The organism is Pseudomonas peli (assembly GCF_900099645.1).
Classification (GTDB): Bacteria; Pseudomonadota; Gammaproteobacteria; order Pseudomonadales; family Pseudomonadaceae; genus Aquipseudomonas; species Aquipseudomonas peli.
Genome location: NZ_FMTL01000001.1, coordinates 100,674 through 117,624 on the forward strand (window position 1 = coordinate 100,674; position 16,951 = coordinate 117,624).

Here is a 16,951-nt window from a genome sequence, read left to right on the forward strand (position 1 = left end):
ATTGCCCCATGGCCAACACTCACATCGATCATCACCTCGCCCTGCTGCAGCACCTGCGCACCATCCTGGTCGCCTTGGGCGAAGCAGAGCAGATTCTCGATGACAGCCACGCCATGTATCTGGAGCGCTACGACGAACTGCTTAGCGACCTGCCGAGCGATCCGGAGGCCAGCCTTTATCTGGGTCAGGATCTGATCAGTCAGATCTTCCAGCGCTACCCGCAAATCGCTCACCTCGTGCCGCGAGACCTGCTGTGGTTCTTCGGCGGAGACTGCCTGCACTTCATGCCGGACGAAGAAATCGAGATGTACCAGACCCTCGAAGAACGCCGCTTCTACGCCGAAGAAAACGACGAACCCTTCGACTGGAATCAGGAAAAGCAGCTGCTGAGCATGCCCGCTCAGGGCGGCAAGCACTGAGCCTAAGCCAGAAACAAAAAAGCCCGCACGGCATAACCAACCGGCGGGCTTTTTTGTGGGCACTAAAAACAGCAGAAACAAAAACGCCGCTCAGTGAGCGGCGTTTTTGACTACACAAGGAACCCCTAGGGGACTCGAACCCCTGTTACCGCCGTGAAAGGGCGGTGTCCTAGGCCACTAGACGAAGGGGACCTTGGAACTTTTCGGCTACCTGCCTGAGCAGATCACCTTAATTTGGAGCGGGAAACGAGACTCGAACTCGCGACCCCGACCTTGGCAAGGTCGTGCTCTACCAACTGAGCTATTCCCGCATACAACTTGGTTTTTAGCAGCACACTTCATAAAGAAGTGGCGTCCCCTAGGGGACTCGAACCCCTGTTACCGCCGTGAAAGGGCGGTGTCCTAGGCCACTAGACGAAGGGGACGCAGCCCGGAAACTACAACTTCTATCCGGCTTCTACACGTTTTGCCGTGAGGCATTGCGCTACGAAGTGGCGCGCATTCTATGGAGCCTTGTAAGGCCCGTCAACCTCTGTGTAAAATTTTTTATAAATCAACGACTTCAGCCTCGAATGTGAGGCAGCTCTATCAGCCTCCCGGCTAACGCACTACACTCGGACGAAAAACCGGTGATCGAGAGGCTGCACCCATGTCCCCACTCGTGATTACCATATTGATTGTGTCTGGCATCGTTATTTTGATCGCCATTGCCTACATCAATCATATGGTCGAGAACAACAAACTGGAGAAGGCGCGCATCAAGGCTGACCTCAATGATCGCCTGCGCCGTTGCACGGACCTCGCAGAAGCGCTCCCCGGTCAACTGATGACGCCAGCATTGAAGTTATTGCTGAGCCGCCTGCAACTGCATTTCAGTGAACGCGTACTGCCGTATGACAAGGGCAACAATGCCCTAAAAGCGCATATTGAAGAACTGCGCAAGATGATCGCCCAAGGCGAGTCAATTACCGTAAATAATCCGCCACAACCCATCATTAATGAACCTAAAGCGAAGGAAGTACGCTTTCAGCTGGAAAGCCTTCACGGTCAACTGACCCGCTGTGCAAAAGACGGAATTATCCCGACCAATGAGGCCAAGCATTGGTTAAAGGAAGTGCGCCACATGCTGACTCAGGTGCATATCGAATTTTTCGGCAACCTTGGCCAACAGGCCTTGCAGCAGAACCAGCCTGGCCAAGCACGCCTGGCGTTCGAGCGCGGCGCACAATATTTGCGCAAGCAACCTGACCCCACTCCTTATCAAAACGCCCTGAAGAAATTCGAAGAGCAATTGGCACGCGCCAACGCCATGGTCCTAGAAAGCAGTAAACCCGTCACCGAGCAGCCCAGCGAACTGGATGCCGGCCTGGAGTCTCTCGGCGGCGACGAGTGGAAAAAGAAAAACATCTACGACTAACCCCTCCAGCGCGCAACGTGCGCGCTATCCATCTGCCACGAGTGCCGCGCATGAGCCTGACTGTTTACGGTGCACCGCTGTCACCCTTCGTTCGTAAAGTGCGTCTGTTTTTGGCTGAAAAGAGCCTGGACTACCAGCTGGAAATCATCCTGCCGTTCGGCCAACCAGCCTGGTACCGCGACATGAGCCCACTGGGACGTATCCCCGCTCTCAAAGATGGCGATTTCACCCTCGCCGACTCCAGCGTGATCTGCCAATACCTGGACGATAAGTATCCGACCCAGAGCAGCCTTCTAGGCCAGAGCGCTGAACAGCGCGCACAGGTACGCTGGCTGGAGAAATATGCTGATTATGAGCTGGCGCCACTCTGTACCTTCACGGTATTCCGTAACCGGGCACTGAAGCCCAGCATGGGGCAAGAATGCGACGAGGCGGCCGTGCAGAAAGCCCTGCTTGAGAAGCTACCGCCACACTTTGACTACCTGGAAAAATGCCTGGGCTCGGCCCATTACCTGGTGGGTGACAGTCTGACCCTGGCCGACCTGGCCCTGACTTGCCAGCTGATCAACATGCAGCATGGCGATGAGCAGGTGGACGCCCAGCGCTGGCCTAATCTGAACGCGCACGCTTCACGCATCATGGCACGTGATTCAGTGCAGGGCGTATTGCCCGGCGAGTTGAAAATGCTCGCCAAGATGGCCCAAAAGGCCTGAAAAACCAGTCGCCATCCACTAAAAAGCCCGGTCACACCGGGCTTTTTAGTGTTTTGTGTTTGCTCATCCCTTCAGCATTCGGTCAGCTCAACGAACACCTCGACCAAGCGTTCAATACCGGCCTGATCTGCGGCGCTAAAACGCGCCAGCGACGGGCTGTCTAAATCCAGCACGCCCAGCAGACGGCCATGCTTGAAAAGCGGCACCACCAGCTCACTGTTGGACGCACTGTCGCAAGCTATATGCCCGGCAAAAGCATGCACATCGTCAACCCGTTGGGTCTGCCCAGTCGCCGCGGCGGCGCCGCACACACCGCGGCCGAAGGGAATCCGTACGCAGGCGACTTTGCCCTGAAAAGGCCCGAGCACCAGTTCTTCACCAAGGGCCAGGTAGAAACCCGCCCAGTTCAGGTCGCTCAGCTCCTGAAACAGAAACGCCGAAAACTGCGCCGCATTGGCAATAAAGTCGCGCTCACCCGCCAGCAGCGCCTGCAGCTGCGCCACCAGCAGTGGATAGCCATCGAGCCCTGGCCCGCTGTGTTGTAAATCAATCATCGTGCTTACTCAGTAATTGCAGGCCCACCCAGTCACGGGCGAATTGATAGGCGCAGCGGCCGTTGCGGTTACCGCGACCCAAGGCCCAGCGTATGGCCGCTTTTTCCAGCTCGTCGTCCCATTGCCAAGCCAAACCGGCCTGCGCGGCATGCACCTCGACCCAGTGCCGGACCACGTCGAGGAAGTGTTCCTGGGTGAATGGATAGAACGACAGCCACAGACCGAAACGATCGGACAGCGCGATCTTATCTTCTACCGCCTCATTGGGGTGCAGCTCGCCATCCACCCGCTGCCAGCTTTCGTTGTCGCTTTGTTTTTCCGGCAGCAAATGACGGCGGTTGGAGGTGGCATACAGCAACACATTGTCCGGCGCACGCTCCAGTGAGCCATCGAGCACGGTTTTCAGCATGCGGTAATCGCCCTCGCCGGCCTCGAAAGACAAGTCATCGCAGAACAGCACAAAACGCTGCGGCAGCTCGCTCAACTGCTCGACGATGCGCGGCAGATCGGCCAGATGGTCACGCTCGATTTCAATCAGGCGCAGCCCCGCCGCCGCATGCTCGGCCAGCAGTGCCCGCACCAGCGATGATTTACCCGTACCACGCGCGCCCCAGAGCAACGCATGGTTGGCCGGCAGGCCCTGGATAAACTGCTGGGTATTGCGCGCCAACTGAGCACGCTGGCGATCCACACCGATCAAATCAGCCAGCTCCACATCCAGACTGACCTGCAGCGGTGCCAAATAGCCGCTGCGCCCCTCACGCTGCCAGCGGGCAGCCAAGCTTTGCTGCCAGTCAATAACCGGGCGCTGCACCGGCAGCAAAGGCTCCAGACGCGCCAACACAGCCTCAGCACGCAACAAAAAATCACTCAAACGCGAATCCACAACACACTCCAGGGTTTTCGAGTTGTTCTGCCACTGCCGTCCGGCAAAACAGATGGGCTATGCTTGGCAAGCGATTCAACATGAGATCAACCGGCCAATATGGATATAGCGCTTACCCAACGCCTGTCATTCAAACAGGCCGGTTTGACCGTATTGGTAGCCTTCATCCTCGGCACTGCGCTCAGCTTGATACAAGTGGGCATCGATTATGCCAGCGAAGATGCCTCCATCAACCGCGAGATCAACGCACTGATGGAGATCAGCCACAACCCGGCTGCGCGCATCGCCTACAACATTGACGCTGAACTGGCGCAGGAACTGGTACTGGGCCTGCTGCGCTCACCGGCGGTGATCAGCGCGCAAATAATCGACAACAATCAGCTCACCCTGGCCAGCGTTAGCCGCCCGGCCATGGAAAGTCGCTACCGGGTGCTCAGCGATTTCATGTTCGGCGAGCGCCGGCACTTTGAAACGGCCCTGTTCGTTAGCCATTCACCCGAGGAGCCGCTGGGCAAACTGAGCCTGGAAGTCGACACCTACGCCTTTGGCAGCCACTTCCTCAACCGCTCACTACTTACCCTGCTGACCGGCTTCGCCCGTAGCCTGCTGTTGTCGCTGATCCTGCTGGTACTGTTCTATTTCATGCTGACCAAACCGCTGACCGGCTTTATCCGCGCCCTCAGCGAGCGTGATCTGCGCAGCCCCAACAACGCCAAGCTGCCCTACCCGCCCAACCATGAACGCGATGAAATCGGCGTATTGGTCGATGTCACCAACCGTCAGCTGAGCAGCATCGCCAGCGAGATCGAGCAGCGTCAGCAGGCCGAAGCCCGCCTGACTCGCTACCTGGCCGAGCTGGAAGACATGGTCTCGGCACGCACCGAACAACTGGAAGCCGCCAACAGCCGCCTACTCGACTCCAACCGCGAACTGGAGCAGGCCAAACGCACGGCATTGGACATGGCTCAGGCGCGTTCAGCCTTCCTGGCCAATATGAGTCACGAGATCCGCACCCCACTCAATGGCCTACTCGGCATGCTCGCACTGTCATTGGACGGGCCGCTGAATAACGAGCAGCGCCAACAGCTGTCGATCGCCCATGACTCCGGTAAGGTGCTGGTCGAGCTGCTCAACGACATTCTCGACCTGTCGAAATTCGAGGCTGGGCAGCTGGAGCTGGAACACATTCCCTTTGACCTCGGCAGCATGGTCGAAGACACCGCCAACCTGCTTTCGCAGAACGCCGCACCCGGCGTTGAACTGACCTGCCTGATTGATCCCCAGCTGCCCAACCAGCTGCTCGGCGACCCAACGCGGGTTAGGCAGATTGTCAGCAACCTGCTGTCCAACGCGCTGAAATTCACCCGCTTTGGCCGCGTAGACATCAGTGTCAGCACGCATAACGATGGCGTCAGGATCATTGTGCGCGACACTGGCATCGGTATTGCCGAAGAGGCTCAAGCACGGATCTTCCAGCCGTTTGCTCAGGCCGGCGTTGGTATCACCCGGCAATTTGGCGGTACCGGCCTGGGCCTGGCCCTTACCCGCCGACTTTGCGAAGCCATGCGCGGCCAACTGAGCCTGGAGACACAGGAAGGCTTCGGCAGCACCTTCTGCGTTGACCTGCCGCTGCCCAGCCAGAACTACACCCAGCCACTTCCCGTGTTGCACGGACGCGTTATTGGCCTCAGCCCAGCGAGCTCAGGCCTGAGTGAACAGCTGAGCCGATTGCTGCCCGCTTGGAGCCTGCACTATCAGCATCAGGATACCGACAGCGTGCTGGGCCCGCTTGATGCGGACGTGCTGATCAGCGACAGCCCGCAGCGCTTGAATGAGCTGCGCGCGCACTCCAGCCTGCCCATTCTGGTGGTCAGCGCCTACGGTAATTTTCTCAGCAGCGAACAGGTGGAGAACCTTGCGCCTATCGAGCAACTGGCCCGACCGCTTTCACGCCAAGTGCTGCTGCAGGCCTTACGCCGCATTCTCGGCCAGGGCGCTGCACATGCCGCCGAGCAGCACAGCGAACCGCAACGCAGCCGCCAGGCGCGCGTGTTGCTGGTGGAAGACAACCCAGTCAATCAGCTGGTAGCCAAGGGCATGCTCGGCAAGCTCGGCTGCGAGGTGTTATTGGCCAATCATGGTGGCGAAGCGCTGACCTTGCTGGAAACCCAGACGGTCGATCTGGTCCTGATGGACTGCAACATGCCGGTCATGGACGGCTATGAAACCACCCGACAAATTCGCCAGAAAAGCGAATTCGCCGAGTTGCCAATCATTGCCCTCACCGCCAATGCGCTGTCCGACGAACGTGAGCGCTGCCGCGCTGCGGGGATGGACGACTACCTGGCCAAGCCCTTCCGTAAAGACGAGCTAGCGGTGCTGCTCGATCAGTGGTTAAGCGCCATAAACTGATCCAGCAACACGCCCACCTGACCGCGCAACGCCGCGACCTGATCCAGGTCAACACCGCGCTCGCACAACAACTGGCTTTTCAGCGGCAGCACCTGCGTACGCAAAGCGCCGCCGGCCGGGGTCAGCGCAAGGTGTACCTCACGCTCATCACTGGCCGAACGCTTACGCTGCAACAAGCCTTGCTGCTCCAGGCGCTTGAGCAGCGGCGTCAACGTGCCGGAGTCGAGCAACAAACGCTCACCCAACGCCTTGACCGTGGGCAACGCCGGCGGTTGCTGCTGCCACTCCCACAGCACCAGCATCGCCAGGTACTGCGGGTAGGTCAGACCGAGCTGATCGAGCATCGGCTTGTAGGCGCGGATCACCGCACGTGAAGCGGCGTAGAGTTTGAAACACAGCTGGTTGTCCAGCTGCAGCCCCTCGTCCACGTGCAAGCTGGCCTGGCTCATTTCAGCAGTGCTTCGATCTCAGCAGTCAGGTCTTCAGGCTTGGTGGTCGGGGCGAAACGCTTGATCACCGTACCGTCGGCGCTGAGCAGAAACTTGGTGAAGTTCCACTTGATGCCCTGGCTACCGAGCAGGCCCGGCGCGCTCTTCTTCAGGTTGACGAACAGCGGATGAGCATCACTGCCATTGACATCGACCTTCTTGAACAGCGGGAAGCTCACGCCGAAGTTCAGCTCGCAGAACTCACTGATCACGCCCTCATCGCCCGGTTCCTGCTTGCCAAACTGGTTGCAAGGGAAGCCCAGCACCACCAGACCTTGGTCCTTGTACTGCTGCCAGACGTTTTCCAGGCCCTTGTACTGCGAGGTGAAACCGCACTTGCTGGCGGTGTTGACCACCAGCACGGCCTTGCCGCCGAAATCGGCCAGGGTCTTCTGCTCGCCTTTGATGGTGGTAACCGGAATATCGAAGAGTGCGTTGCTCATGCTGGTCATCCTGAGGAGTGGGAATGGACGCAAGATAGCGAGCAATTAAATTGCATGCAATTTAATTAAACCAAGATAAGGCCCGCTAATGCAGGCCTATGCGGTGGCCTTAAGCCTTCGGCACCAGCTTGAGCGAAGCCGAGTTGATGCAATAACGCAGCCCCGTTGGCGCCGGACCATCGGGAAACACATGCCCCAGGTGAGCATCGCACTTGGCGCATTTGACTTCGATGCGGTGCATGCCGTGATTGAAGTCATCCAGGCTGGTGATGGCCTCGCTGTTGACGGGCTGGAAGTAACTCGGCCAACCGCTGCCAGAGTCGTACTTGGCGTCCGAATCAAACAACTCAGCCTGGCAGCAGGCGCAGTGGTAAATACCTGGCACCTTACTGTCGTGGTATTGGCCAGTAAACGCGCGCTCGGTGCCGCCCAGGCGACAGACATGAAACTGCTCCTCGGAAAGCTCTTCGCGCCAGGCTTCCAGGGGTTTTTCCAGCTTGTCCACAGGCAAGTCTCCTCTACATGAAAAAATCGCCGGGAGCGATTTTTAACGTCGCGCAGCGACGGCCCAAAGGGTGGCGGCCATGGATGGCACGCCATAAAAAAGCCCGACCAGTACCTTTGCCAAGGTCGGGCTGCCACGTATCATTCGACCCCAGTCTGTCACCGGCGTTACAACCTGCCAAGGCTCGTCAGATCGCGACTTTTTGCAGGGTAATTCAGCGGCGTCCACTATTCGGGATCACATACATGCAGTTCAGCAAATCGAACAAGCTTGCCAACGTCTGCTACGACATCCGCGGGCCGGTGCTCAAGCACGCCAAACGCCTGGAAGAGGAAGGCCATCGCATCCTCAAGCTGAACATCGGCAACCCGGCACCGTTCGGTTTTGAAGCGCCTGAAGAAATTCTGCAGGATGTAATCCGTAATCTGCCCACAGCCCAGGGCTACAGCGACTCCAAGGGTTTGTTCAGTGCGCGCAAGGCGGTCATGCAGTACTACCAGCAGAAGCAGGTAGAAGGCGTTGGTATCGAAGACATCTACCTGGGCAACGGCGTATCCGAGCTGATCGTGATGGCCATGCAGGCGCTGCTGAATAACGGTGATGAAGTACTGATCCCGGCACCGGACTACCCGCTGTGGACGGCGGCAGTGGCTCTTGCCGGTGGCAAGCCTGTGCACTACCTGTGCGACGAGCAGGCAGGCTGGTTCCCCGATATCGCCGACATGCGCGCGAAAATCACACCAAACACTAAAGCCCTGGTGCTGATCAACCCGAACAACCCGACTGGCGCGGTGTATTCCAAAGAAGTGTTGATGGACATCGTCGAACTGGCCCGTCAGCACAACCTGGTGCTGTTCTCCGACGAGATCTACGACAAGATTCTCTACGACGAAGCCCAGCATATCTCTACCGCATCGCTGGCCCCAGACGTGCTCTGCCTGACGTTCAATGGCCTGTCCAAGTCCTATCGGGTGGCGGGTTTCCGCTCCGGCTGGGTGGCGATTTCCGGGCCGAAGCACCGCGCGCAAAGCTATATCGAAGGCATCGATATCCTCGCCAATATGCGTTTGTGCGCCAACGTGCCGAGCCAGCATGCGATCCAGACCGCGCTGGGCGGCTACCAGAGCATCAATGACCTGGTGCTGCCGCAAGGTCGCCTTCTGGAGCAGCGCAACCGTACCTGGGAACTGCTCAACGACATTCCCGGGGTCAGCTGCGTCAAACCGATGGGCGCGCTGTATGCCTTCCCGAAGATCGACCCGAAGGTCTGCCCGATCCACAACGACGAAAAGTTTGTGCTCGACCTGCTGCTCTCGGAAAAACTGCTGATCGTTCAAGGCACCGCGTTCAACTGGCCGTGGCCGGATCACTTCCGCGTGGTCACCTTGCCGCGCGTGGATGAGCTGGAAATGGCCATCGGTCGCATCGGCAGCTTCCTCAAGACTTACCAACAGTAATCGGAGCGCACATGAACCAGAGCAAACGCTACCTGCTAACCGGTGCCAGCTCTGGTATCGGTGCCGCTCTGGCCCGCGAATTGGCGGCTAAGGGTTATGACCTGGCCCTGGCCGCACGCCGCGAAGACAGCCTGCACCTCTTGGCCGCCGAACTGCAGGCGCGCTTCAAGCGCAAAGTGGTGGTCTTGCCGTTGGATGTGACCGACTACGACGCATGCCAGGACGCCGTAGGCCTGGCCGCCAACCTGCTCGGTGGTCTGGACGGAATTATTGCCAATGCCGGTATCGCACTGACCGGTAAAGCCGGCGGTGGCCACTTTAAGCGCGCACGCTTGACTGTGGAAACCAACCTGATCGGCGCGATTGCCTGCCTGGATGCCGCCTGCGCACTGTTTCGTCAGCAAGGCCACGGCCACCTGGTTGCCGTCGCCTCAGTCGCCGGCAAACGCGGTTTGCCGCATACGGCGGCCTATTCGGCGAGCAAAGCTGGCCTGATCAGCTACATGGAAGCCACCCGCGCCGAGCTGCTGGGTAAGAACATCGACACCACGCTCCTGCTACCGGGCTTTATCGACACGCCCTTGAACAGCGATATGGCCAGCCGGCCATTTCTGATTGATGTAGAACGCGGCGCAGCACTGATCGCCAAGCACATCGACAAACGCCATGTTAGCGCCTACGTGCCTGGCTGGCCCTGGGCGCTCCTGGGCCGCGTGCTGCCTTATCTTCCAACCTCAATGATTGGCAAATTCTGATGGACCTGCAGATCGACGACTTCTACAAGGATGCCGCCGCCGGCATGCTGACTCTGTACCAGGCGTTTCCGAGTAAATCCGCACTGTATGTGGAAGACCTGATCGGCCGCGAAGAGCCCGATGAGTTCGGCCTGCCCACACCACGCCACCAAAGTTGTCTGGGCGCCCTGCTGTGGCTGGCCGAGGAAGGCTATATCCGCTTCGACTCCACCATCGGTTACGACGCACTGGATCAGGCCGTGCTCAGCGAAAAGGGCTTTCTGCGCCTGACCCGCGGCGTGCCTCACGCCCTGCCGGAGGGTGAAGCCCTGCCGCCCAGCGTGCGCCGCGTGCACGCCACCCTGGCCTTTCAGCTGCGCGAAGCGCTGGGCCAAAGGCATGGCGAGCGCATAGCCCGCCTGACTCGCCTGCTGTTCGAATCCAGCCTAAACGGCGCAAGCGACATAGTTTGAAATAGTCGCCAGGTTGAAGTGCCTGGGGGTGCGCCCTTATATAGCCGTCATATCCAAGAGTGGCGGTTGAAAACCCGGCGAAGCAGCCAAAACAGGGTTTTCAATGGCCTTATAGAACATTCTCGTGAGGAGTCTCAATACACCATGATGCGCATTATGCTGTTCCTGGCCACCAACATTGCGGTGTTGATCATCGCCAGCATCACCCTGAAATTGCTCGGGGTTGACCGCTTTACCGGCCAGAACTATGGCAGCCTGCTGGTTTTCTGCGCCGTGTTCGGTTTTGCCGGCTCGCTGGTCTCGCTGTTCCTGTCCAAGTGGATGGCGAAGATGAGCACCAAGACCGAAATCATCACCCAGCCACGCACCCGCCACGAACAGTGGCTGATGCAGACCGTGGAAGAACTGTCCCGCGAAGCCGGGATCAAGATGCCAGAAGTGGGTATCTTCCCGGCCTACGAGTCCAACGCCTTCGCCACCGGCTGGAACAAGAACGATGCCCTGGTAGCCGTCAGCCAGGGACTGCTGGAGCGGTTCTCGCCTGACGAAGTACGCGCGGTGCTGGCCCACGAAATTGGCCACGTGGCCAACGGCGACATGGTTACCCTGGCGCTGATTCAGGGCGTGGTGAACACCTTCGTGATGTTCTTCGCACGGATCTTCGGCAACTTTGTCGACAAGGTCATTCTGAAGAACGAAGACGGCCCAGGCATCGGTTACTTCGTGGCGACCATCTTCGCCGAGCTTGTTCTGGGCATCCTGGCCAGCATCATCGTTATGTGGTTCTCGCGTAAGCGCGAGTTCAAGGCCGACGAAGCTGGTGCACGCCTGGCCGGCACAGGTGCCATGATTGCCGCTCTGCAGCGCCTGCGCGCCGAACAGGAAGTGCCGGTCACCATGCCTAACAGCCTGACCGCGTTCGGCATCAACGGTGGCCTGAAAGGCGGCCTGGCTGGCCTGCTGATGACCCACCCGCCACTGGAAGTTCGCATCGAAGCCCTGCGTCAGCGCGGCTAAGTAGCAAAAGCAAAAAGGGCGACTCTTGAGTCGCCCTTTTTTGTGGCTGTGATTCAGTCTTTACGCAGCTGATAGACCCGCTCATCCAGGCGCTCAAGGCCGCGCTTTAAAAACTTCCAGTTATCGCCCAGCACATCGCCGCACATCAGCTCCTGCAACTGCCATTCAGGCGTATACAAGCGCTGCACCTCCTCATCTGCCACAGCGAAGGGCGGGCCGTCCATGCGCGCCTGGTCATAGTCCAAGCTCACCAGTAACCCTTGGCAGCCGCTGGATAAGACTTGCGTCAAATGCGCCACATAACGCGCGCGCATTTCTGGCGGCAATGCAATCAGTGCGGCGCGGTCATACAGTGCGGAACAGCCATCAAGCTGCTGAGCCGTCAGGGCGAAGAAATCACCGCAGTAGATTTCCACAGCGCCAGCCCGATACAGCCTGAGCGCGCCGACCTCACTGACCTCCGGCAGCAGCTTATGCTCGTCGAAGAAATCTTCCACTGCACGCTGCGCCAGCTCAACACCGACGACGTGATAACCCTGCCCCGCCAACCAGGCCAGATCCAGGCTCTTGCCACACAGCGGCACCAGCACACGTGCGCCCTCCGGCAAACCCAGCGCCGGCCAATACTGCTGCAGATAGGGATTGACCTCAGGTAGATGAAAACCGATTTCACTGCGCGCCCAACGTGCCTGCCAAAATTCTGCGTGCATACCCACTCCTGAAAAGACTCAACGAAAGATCGTGACGCACCCAGCCCATAAGGCCAAGAGGCTCAACCCGCGCAAACCATCTATTTAAGCGATTTAAATACCCAGTCTTTTACGCTTTTATGTACAGATTGACTGATGGAAGATGCAGGAAACCGATCAGGAGCCTGTCATGTCACTGCCCAGTATATTTATCTCCCACGGCTCACCCATGCTGGCCCTGCAACCCGGCGCCAGCGGTCCAGCCCTCGCCAGCCTGGCCAGCCAACTGCAAAAGCCGCGCGCGATTGCGCTGGTTTCGGCGCACTGGGAAAGTCGTGAGTTGCGGGTTGGCAGCACCGTACACCCACAAACTTGGCATGACTTTCACGGGTTTCCCGCTGAACTGTATCAGGTGCAATACCCAGCACCAGGCGAGCCCGAGCTGGCCGCCGAGATCGCCAATCTGCTGGAGCAAGCCGGACTTCCGGCCCAGCTGGATCCTGAACGGCCGCTGGATCACGGTGCCTGGGTGCCCCTGGCGCTGATGTACCCACAGGCAGATATACCCGTGGTGCAAATCTCCCTGCCCAGCCACCAGGGTCCTGCCCTGCAGCGCCGCGTCGGCCAGGCACTGACCAGCTTACGCGCGCAAGGCGTGCTGCTGATCGGCTCGGGCAGCATCACCCACAACCTCGGCGAACTGGACTGGCATGCGGGTCCAGATGTCATCAAGCCCTGGGCGCAGGCTTTCCGTGACTGGATCGTGGATAAACTTACGAGACAGGACAACGCCACGCTCGATGATTATCGCCGGCAAGCCCCCTATGCTGCGCGCAACCACCCCAGCGATGAACACCTGCTGCCGCTGTTTTTTGCCGCAAGCGCCGGCGGGCAGTTCAAGGTCGAGCACAGCGGCTTCACCCTGGGCGCACTGGGGATGGATATCTACAGCTTCACCTAAGCCCTATGCCCACAGAGTTACAGCCATAAAAAAGCCCCGCAATGAGCGGGGCTTTTTTATTAAGCGAAGTATCAATCTTCGCGATAACGACGCAGTTTCAGCGGCTTGCCACCGACGCGGGTGTCTTTCAACTTACCCAGCAGACGATCAAGACCTTCTTCCGGCAGCTCGACCAGGCTGAAGCTCTCACGCACCTGAATGCGGCCGATGTCTTCACGGGTCAAACCACCTTCGTTGAGGATCGCACCCAGCAGGTTCTTCGCGGCAATCCCGTCACGCGCACCCAGGGCGGTGCGGCAACGCGCGCGGCCTTCGGCCAACGGCACCGGTGCACGGCGCTCGCGGCTGCCTTCACGATCAGGACGCTCACTGCGCTCGCTGCGTTCACGCGGAGCGCTGCTACCGCTACCCGGAACCAACGGCTGATCACGTTGAACTTCAGCCAGGGTCAGGGCTTGGCCATTGGTGGCCTTGCGCAGCAGGGCGGCGGCCAGAGCACGCGGGCTGCAACCGATATCAGCCGTCAGGCGATCTAGGAGATCACCGTGACTGGCTTCGGCATCGGCCACCAGTGGCGCCAAGCTGTTGGTCAACTTCTTGATGCGTGCGTCCAGTACTTGCTGAGCGTCCGGCAGCTTCACCTCACCCACTTTCTGCCCGGTTACACGCTCAATCACTTGCAGCATGCGGCGCTCACGTGGCGTCACCAGCAACAGGGCGCGACCGGTACGACCCGCACGGCCAGTACGGCCGATACGGTGCACGTACGATTCTGGGTCATATGGCATGTCCACGTTCATAACGTGGGTGATACGCGGCACATCGAGACCGCGAGCAGCAACGTCGGTGGCGATGACGATGTCCAGACGGCCATCCTTCAACGACTCGATCACGCGCTCACGTTGATTCTGGGCGATGTCACCGTTCAGTGCAGCAGCCTTGTAACCCTTGGCTTCCAGCGCAGCGGCCAGGTCTAGGGTGGCTTGTTTGGTACGCACGAAACCGATCAGCGCGTCGAACTCTTCGACTTCCAGCAGACGCAGTACTGCCGCGTGCTTCTGGTCGGCGTGGACCATCAGGTGCGCCTGCTCAATCGCAGTCACGGTCTGGGTCTTCGAAGCGATTTTGATGTGTTGCGGATCGCGCAGGTGTTTTTCTGCGATGGCGCGGATCGAATGCGGCAGGGTAGCAGAGAACAGCACGCTCTGGCGGCTGGCTGGCATGGCTTCGAAGATTACTTCGAGGTCATCCATAAAGCCCAGCTTGAGCATTTCGTCAGCTTCGTCGAGGACCAAGTACTGAATGGTCGACAAGACTTTCTCATCACGACGCAGGTGGTCAACCAGACGACCCGGCGTAGCCACGATGACCTGTGCACCCTGACGGATAGCCTTCAGCTGCGGGCCCATTGGCGCGCCGCCATAAACGGCAACCACATTCAGACCTGGCATCTGCTTGGAATAGGTTTCAAACGCGGTGGCCACTTGCAGGGCCAGCTCGCGGGTTGGCGCGAGGATCAGCGCCTGCGGCTCTTTCTTGGCCGGGTCGATTTTCGACAGGATCGGCAGCGCAAAAGCAGCGGTTTTACCGGTACCGGTCTGGGCCTGACCGATCATGTCCTGACCGGACAGAATTACGGGAATGGCCTGCGCCTGAATCGGCGACGGCTCTTCATAACCAACAGCGGTCAGTGCAGCGAGAATATTGGAGTTGAGTCCGAGTGCGGCGAAGCCGCCGGTTTCCTGGGTCATGGGTCTGCCTCTAGTGCATCCGCAAAGACCCATGTTCCAAAGCTGCGCATGCCGTGTAAGACCCGAGAGTCACCCTGGCAGCCATGTCGGCGGGGATTTGCGAAAACGTGTGATAAATGAATCGTCAAGGATAGTCCGCAAAACGGACTAACTGCCAAAGTAAACCTTCGGGCGAGTTGTACTACCTGAACGTGGCCAAGAATTGACCGGCGCGCACTATACCGGAAAACCTGGCCGATGTGCCTGTTTTTCCATCAACCACGCATAAAAAATGCATAAGCAGCACCTATAACGTGCCATACAGCCATCCTCTGATAGCCTGCAACTGCCATGCTGTAACGGCCTCAACCCCAGCTCACCTACCTGCGCACAAGGACTCCCAGCCATGACCCAAAGCACCAGCGGCCGCGTCAGCCGTGAAAAACGTGGCCAGATCATGTTGATCGGCCTGGACCGAGCGAGCAAACGCAATGCTTTCGATATGCCCATGCTGGATGATCTGTGCCGGGCTTACGGCGAGTTCGAGCGCGACAGCGACGCGCGCGTGGCGCTGGTATTTGCCCATGGTGAGCACTTCACCGCTGGTTTGGACCTGGCAAACGTAGCGGCGCAATTTGCCGCCGGCTGGAAGATCCCTGACGACGGCTGTGACCCTTGGGGCGTTTTCGGCGGGCCGCGAGTGAGCAAACCGGTGATCGTCGCTGCTCAGGGCTACTGCTACACGATCGGTATCGAACTGATGCTGGCCTCGGATATCAATCTGTGCGCGAGCAATACCCGCTTCGCGCAGATGGAAGTGCAGCGCGGAATATTTCCGTTCGGCGGCGCCACCTTGCGCATGCACCAGAGCGCTGGCTGGGGTAATGCCATGCGCTGGCTGCTGACCGGCGATGAGTTCGATGCTCACGAAGCCTATCGCCTGGGGTTGATCCAGCAGGTAGTGGCCAGCGAGGAACTGCTGCCCAAGGCACTGTGGCTGGCTGAACGCATTGCTGCGCAAGCCCCGCTGGGTGTGCAGGCTACCCTGGCTTCGGCGCGCCAGGCGGTAGTCGAAGGCCCGGCTGCCGCAGCCGCCAGCCTGCACCCGACCGTGACTCGCCTGATGGCCAGTGAAGATGCGCAGGAAGGCGTGCGAGCGATGCTGGAACGCCGTCCGGGCGACTTTAAAGGGCGTTGAGCGTGATCAGGTCGCAGGACGTACCGCTTTGATCAACGACTCCAGCGAATAACCGAACTGCGGCGCCAGCAGCTCATTGCGGCGCCGCAGTTCGGTAAAGTCGATGTTCTGCTCAAGATCCGCCGGCACCAGCAACACGACATTGCCCTCCTTCACCGGGCACTCCCAGTAATGCCGGTGGTAGAGGCCGCGCAGCAGCGGCGCCCCCAGTGGCTTGCCGTCGTTGCCGGCCCACTGGTTGATAATCAGCCAGCCGCCAGGGTTAAGCTGCTTTTGGCAGTTTTCCAGAAAACGCCATGCCAGATGCCCAGTCGCCGGGCCGTGATCGGTATAGAGGTCGACAAACAGCAGGTCGGTCTTTTCCGCGCTTTCCAGCAATTCCAGCGCATCGCCGATACGAATGGTCAGGCGCGGATCATCGACCAGGCCCATATGCTCCATGGCCAAGCGCGGCACATCGGCGCGCAGCTCGATCACCTCAACATCGTCCAACGGCAGAAACCGCAAGCAGGCCTGGGTCAGGTTGCCGGCACCGAGGCCCAGAAACAGCGCACTTTCCGGGTGCTCATGGCACAGCGCGCCGAGCAGCATGGCGCGGGTGTAGTCGTACTCCAGCCAGCTGGGATCCGGCATATAAACGCAGCTCTGCTCAATCGCCTCACCAAATTCGAGAAAGCGATACGCGCCCATTTCGACCACCTGAATCACCCCGAAGGCATCGTGCACTTCAGCGATCAACAGCGGGTCCGGCATCTGCCCAACCGGAGGTAAACCTGGCATCCCGCACACTCCACCGTGACATCCCCGACCATTTCGGCCAGAGGAAAGGCGCTAATTGTCATTGAGGCACCCTCC

The 16,951-nt window shown here is 59.3% G+C and carries 18 protein-coding genes and 3 tRNA genes; 10 read left to right on the forward strand and 11 right to left on the reverse strand.

The window, feature by feature from the left end:
* The first annotated feature begins 8 nt into the window (after positions 1–8).
* Positions 9–419, forward strand: coding sequence for a PA2817 family protein (locus tag BLO50_RS00570; RefSeq protein ID WP_090247892.1), 411 nt, complete (start codon positions 9–11; stop codon positions 417–419).
* Positions 420–538: 119 nt separating this feature from the next.
* Here BLO50_RS00570 and BLO50_RS00575 read toward each other — a convergent pair.
* The 3 genes from BLO50_RS00575 to BLO50_RS00585 form a co-directional block, all read right to left on the reverse strand.
* A tRNA-Glu gene (locus tag BLO50_RS00575) sits at positions 539–612 on the reverse strand.
* A 42-nt stretch (positions 613–654) separates the two neighbouring features.
* Positions 655–730: transfer RNA gene (locus BLO50_RS00580), tRNA-Gly, on the reverse strand.
* Positions 731–768: 38 nt separating this feature from the next.
* Positions 769–844, reverse strand: a tRNA-Glu gene (locus BLO50_RS00585).
* A 224-nt stretch (positions 845–1,068) separates the two neighbouring features.
* Here BLO50_RS00585 and BLO50_RS00590 point away from each other — a divergent pair.
* Together BLO50_RS00590 and BLO50_RS00595 are read left to right on the forward strand one after the other, a co-directional pair.
* On the forward strand, positions 1,069–1,836 hold the full coding sequence (locus tag BLO50_RS00590; protein WP_090247893.1) for a hypothetical protein: 768 nt from the start codon (positions 1,069–1,071) through the stop codon (positions 1,834–1,836).
* A gap of 50 nt (positions 1,837–1,886) precedes the next feature.
* On the forward strand, positions 1,887–2,549 hold the full coding sequence (locus tag BLO50_RS00595) for a glutathione S-transferase family protein (protein WP_090247895.1): 663 nt from the start codon (positions 1,887–1,889) through the stop codon (positions 2,547–2,549).
* Positions 2,550–2,620: 71 nt separating this feature from the next.
* Here the strand turns inward: BLO50_RS00595 and BLO50_RS00600 are convergent, their stop codons facing one another.
* Positions 2,621–3,103, reverse strand: a complete 483-nt coding sequence (locus BLO50_RS00600; RefSeq protein ID WP_090247897.1) for a GAF domain-containing protein — start codon at positions 3,101–3,103, stop codon at positions 2,621–2,623.
* Entirely contained in the window at positions 3,096–3,989 is an 894-nt protein-coding gene (locus BLO50_RS00605; RefSeq protein WP_090247898.1) for an ATP-binding protein, read from the reverse strand. Before BLO50_RS00605 ends, BLO50_RS00600 begins: the two co-directional genes overlap by 8 nt.
* A 99-nt stretch (positions 3,990–4,088) precedes the next feature.
* Here BLO50_RS00605 and BLO50_RS00610 point away from each other — a divergent pair, with 99 nt between their 5' ends.
* Positions 4,089–6,401, forward strand: coding sequence for a response regulator (locus BLO50_RS00610; protein WP_090247900.1), 2,313 nt, complete (start codon positions 4,089–4,091; stop codon positions 6,399–6,401).
* Here BLO50_RS00610 and BLO50_RS00615 read toward each other — a convergent pair.
* The 3 genes from BLO50_RS00615 to msrB all read right to left on the reverse strand — a co-directional run bounded on the left by BLO50_RS00615 (position 6,377) and on the right by msrB (position 7,837).
* The gene (locus tag BLO50_RS00615) at positions 6,377–6,850 is read right to left on the reverse strand and encodes a MarR family winged helix-turn-helix transcriptional regulator (RefSeq protein WP_090247902.1); all 474 of its coding nucleotides are present in this window, start codon (positions 6,848–6,850) and stop codon (positions 6,377–6,379) included. The two genes, BLO50_RS00610 and BLO50_RS00615, sit on opposite strands and share 25 nt — an antisense overlap.
* Positions 6,847–7,332, reverse strand: a complete 486-nt coding sequence (locus BLO50_RS00620) for a glutathione peroxidase (protein WP_090247904.1) — start codon at positions 7,330–7,332, stop codon at positions 6,847–6,849. The genes BLO50_RS00615 and BLO50_RS00620 overlap by 4 nt, the downstream gene beginning before the upstream one ends.
* Before the next feature lie 109 nt (positions 7,333–7,441).
* Positions 7,442–7,837, reverse strand: a complete 396-nt coding sequence (msrB, locus tag BLO50_RS00625) for a peptide-methionine (R)-S-oxide reductase MsrB (RefSeq protein WP_090247906.1) — start codon at positions 7,835–7,837, stop codon at positions 7,442–7,444.
* Between the two features lie 245 nt (positions 7,838–8,082).
* Between msrB and BLO50_RS00630 the strand changes: the two genes are divergently transcribed.
* From BLO50_RS00630 to htpX, 4 genes are all read left to right on the forward strand, one after another.
* Positions 8,083–9,294, forward strand: coding sequence for a pyridoxal phosphate-dependent aminotransferase (locus BLO50_RS00630; protein WP_090247908.1), 1,212 nt, complete (start codon positions 8,083–8,085; stop codon positions 9,292–9,294).
* 11 nt (positions 9,295–9,305) lie between these two features.
* On the forward strand, positions 9,306–10,049 hold the full coding sequence (locus BLO50_RS00635) for an SDR family NAD(P)-dependent oxidoreductase (RefSeq protein WP_090247909.1): 744 nt from the start codon (positions 9,306–9,308) through the stop codon (positions 10,047–10,049).
* The gene (locus BLO50_RS00640; RefSeq protein WP_090247911.1) at positions 10,049–10,501 is read left to right on the forward strand and encodes a hypothetical protein; all 453 of its coding nucleotides are present in this window, start codon (positions 10,049–10,051) and stop codon (positions 10,499–10,501) included. Before BLO50_RS00635 ends, BLO50_RS00640 begins: the two co-directional genes overlap by 1 nt.
* A gap of 144 nt (positions 10,502–10,645) precedes the next feature.
* On the forward strand, positions 10,646–11,518 hold the full coding sequence (htpX, locus tag BLO50_RS00645; protein WP_090247912.1) for a protease HtpX: 873 nt from the start codon (positions 10,646–10,648) through the stop codon (positions 11,516–11,518).
* Positions 11,519–11,571: 53 nt separating this feature from the next.
* On the opposite strand, the gene BLO50_RS00650 is transcribed toward htpX, so the two are convergent.
* Positions 11,572–12,228, reverse strand: a complete 657-nt coding sequence (locus BLO50_RS00650; RefSeq protein WP_090247914.1) for a thiopurine S-methyltransferase — start codon at positions 12,226–12,228, stop codon at positions 11,572–11,574.
* A gap of 169 nt (positions 12,229–12,397) precedes the next feature.
* Between BLO50_RS00650 and BLO50_RS00655 the strand changes: the two genes are divergently transcribed.
* The gene (locus BLO50_RS00655) at positions 12,398–13,168 is read left to right on the forward strand and encodes a DODA-type extradiol aromatic ring-opening family dioxygenase (protein WP_090251086.1); all 771 of its coding nucleotides are present in this window, start codon (positions 12,398–12,400) and stop codon (positions 13,166–13,168) included.
* A 71-nt stretch (positions 13,169–13,239) separates the two neighbouring features.
* Here the strand turns inward: BLO50_RS00655 and BLO50_RS00660 are convergent, their stop codons facing one another.
* Positions 13,240–14,919 carry a DEAD/DEAH box helicase gene (locus tag BLO50_RS00660; RefSeq protein WP_090247916.1) on the reverse strand — a complete coding sequence of 560 codons (1,680 nt, stop codon included), beginning with the start codon at positions 14,917–14,919 and terminating at the stop codon, positions 13,240–13,242.
* Positions 14,920–15,304: 385 nt separating this feature from the next.
* Here BLO50_RS00660 and BLO50_RS00665 point away from each other — a divergent pair, with 385 nt between their 5' ends.
* Positions 15,305–16,096: a crotonase/enoyl-CoA hydratase family protein gene (locus BLO50_RS00665; protein WP_090247917.1), complete on the forward strand. Its 792-nt coding sequence runs from the start codon at positions 15,305–15,307 to the stop codon at positions 16,094–16,096.
* Between the two features lie 6 nt (positions 16,097–16,102).
* Here the strand turns inward: BLO50_RS00665 and BLO50_RS00670 are convergent, their stop codons facing one another.
* Positions 16,103–16,876, reverse strand: coding sequence for a spermidine synthase (locus BLO50_RS00670; protein WP_090247918.1), 774 nt, complete (start codon positions 16,874–16,876; stop codon positions 16,103–16,105).
* Positions 16,877–16,951 lie beyond the last annotated feature (75 nt).

What these genes read in the sequence shown, in the direction of transcription:
- BLO50_RS00595 (WP_090247895.1), top strand. Translation starts at nt 1,887, where the DNA reads ATGAGCCTGACTGTTTACGGTGCACCGCTGTCACCCTTCGTTCGTAAA.
- BLO50_RS00610 (WP_090247900.1), top strand. Translation starts at nt 4,089, where the DNA reads ATGGATATAGCGCTTACCCAACGCCTGTCATTCAAACAGGCCGGTTTG.
- BLO50_RS00600 (WP_090247897.1), bottom strand. Translation starts at nt 3,103, where the DNA reads ATGATTGATTTACAACACAGCGGGCCAGGGCTCGATGGCTATCCACTG.
- BLO50_RS00570 (WP_090247892.1), top strand. Translation starts at nt 9, where the DNA reads ATGGCCAACACTCACATCGATCATCACCTCGCCCTGCTGCAGCACCTG.
- BLO50_RS00635 (WP_090247909.1), top strand. Translation starts at nt 9,306, where the DNA reads ATGAACCAGAGCAAACGCTACCTGCTAACCGGTGCCAGCTCTGGTATC.
- BLO50_RS00615 (WP_090247902.1), bottom strand. Translation starts at nt 6,850, where the DNA reads ATGAGCCAGGCCAGCTTGCACGTGGACGAGGGGCTGCAGCTGGACAAC.
- BLO50_RS00665 (WP_090247917.1), top strand. Translation starts at nt 15,305, where the DNA reads ATGACCCAAAGCACCAGCGGCCGCGTCAGCCGTGAAAAACGTGGCCAG.
- BLO50_RS00590 (WP_090247893.1), top strand. Translation starts at nt 1,069, where the DNA reads ATGTCCCCACTCGTGATTACCATATTGATTGTGTCTGGCATCGTTATT.
- BLO50_RS00640 (WP_090247911.1), top strand. Translation starts at nt 10,049, where the DNA reads ATGGACCTGCAGATCGACGACTTCTACAAGGATGCCGCCGCCGGCATG.
- BLO50_RS00620 (WP_090247904.1), bottom strand. Translation starts at nt 7,332, where the DNA reads ATGAGCAACGCACTCTTCGATATTCCGGTTACCACCATCAAAGGCGAG.
- htpX (WP_090247912.1), top strand. Translation starts at nt 10,646, where the DNA reads ATGATGCGCATTATGCTGTTCCTGGCCACCAACATTGCGGTGTTGATC.
- BLO50_RS00660 (WP_090247916.1), bottom strand. Translation starts at nt 14,919, where the DNA reads ATGACCCAGGAAACCGGCGGCTTCGCCGCACTCGGACTCAACTCCAAT.
- BLO50_RS00650 (WP_090247914.1), bottom strand. Translation starts at nt 12,228, where the DNA reads ATGCACGCAGAATTTTGGCAGGCACGTTGGGCGCGCAGTGAAATCGGT.
- BLO50_RS00655 (WP_090251086.1), top strand. Translation starts at nt 12,398, where the DNA reads ATGTCACTGCCCAGTATATTTATCTCCCACGGCTCACCCATGCTGGCC.
- BLO50_RS00670 (WP_090247918.1), bottom strand. Translation starts at nt 16,876, where the DNA reads ATGCCAGGTTTACCTCCGGTTGGGCAGATGCCGGACCCGCTGTTGATC.
- BLO50_RS00630 (WP_090247908.1), top strand. Translation starts at nt 8,083, where the DNA reads ATGCAGTTCAGCAAATCGAACAAGCTTGCCAACGTCTGCTACGACATC.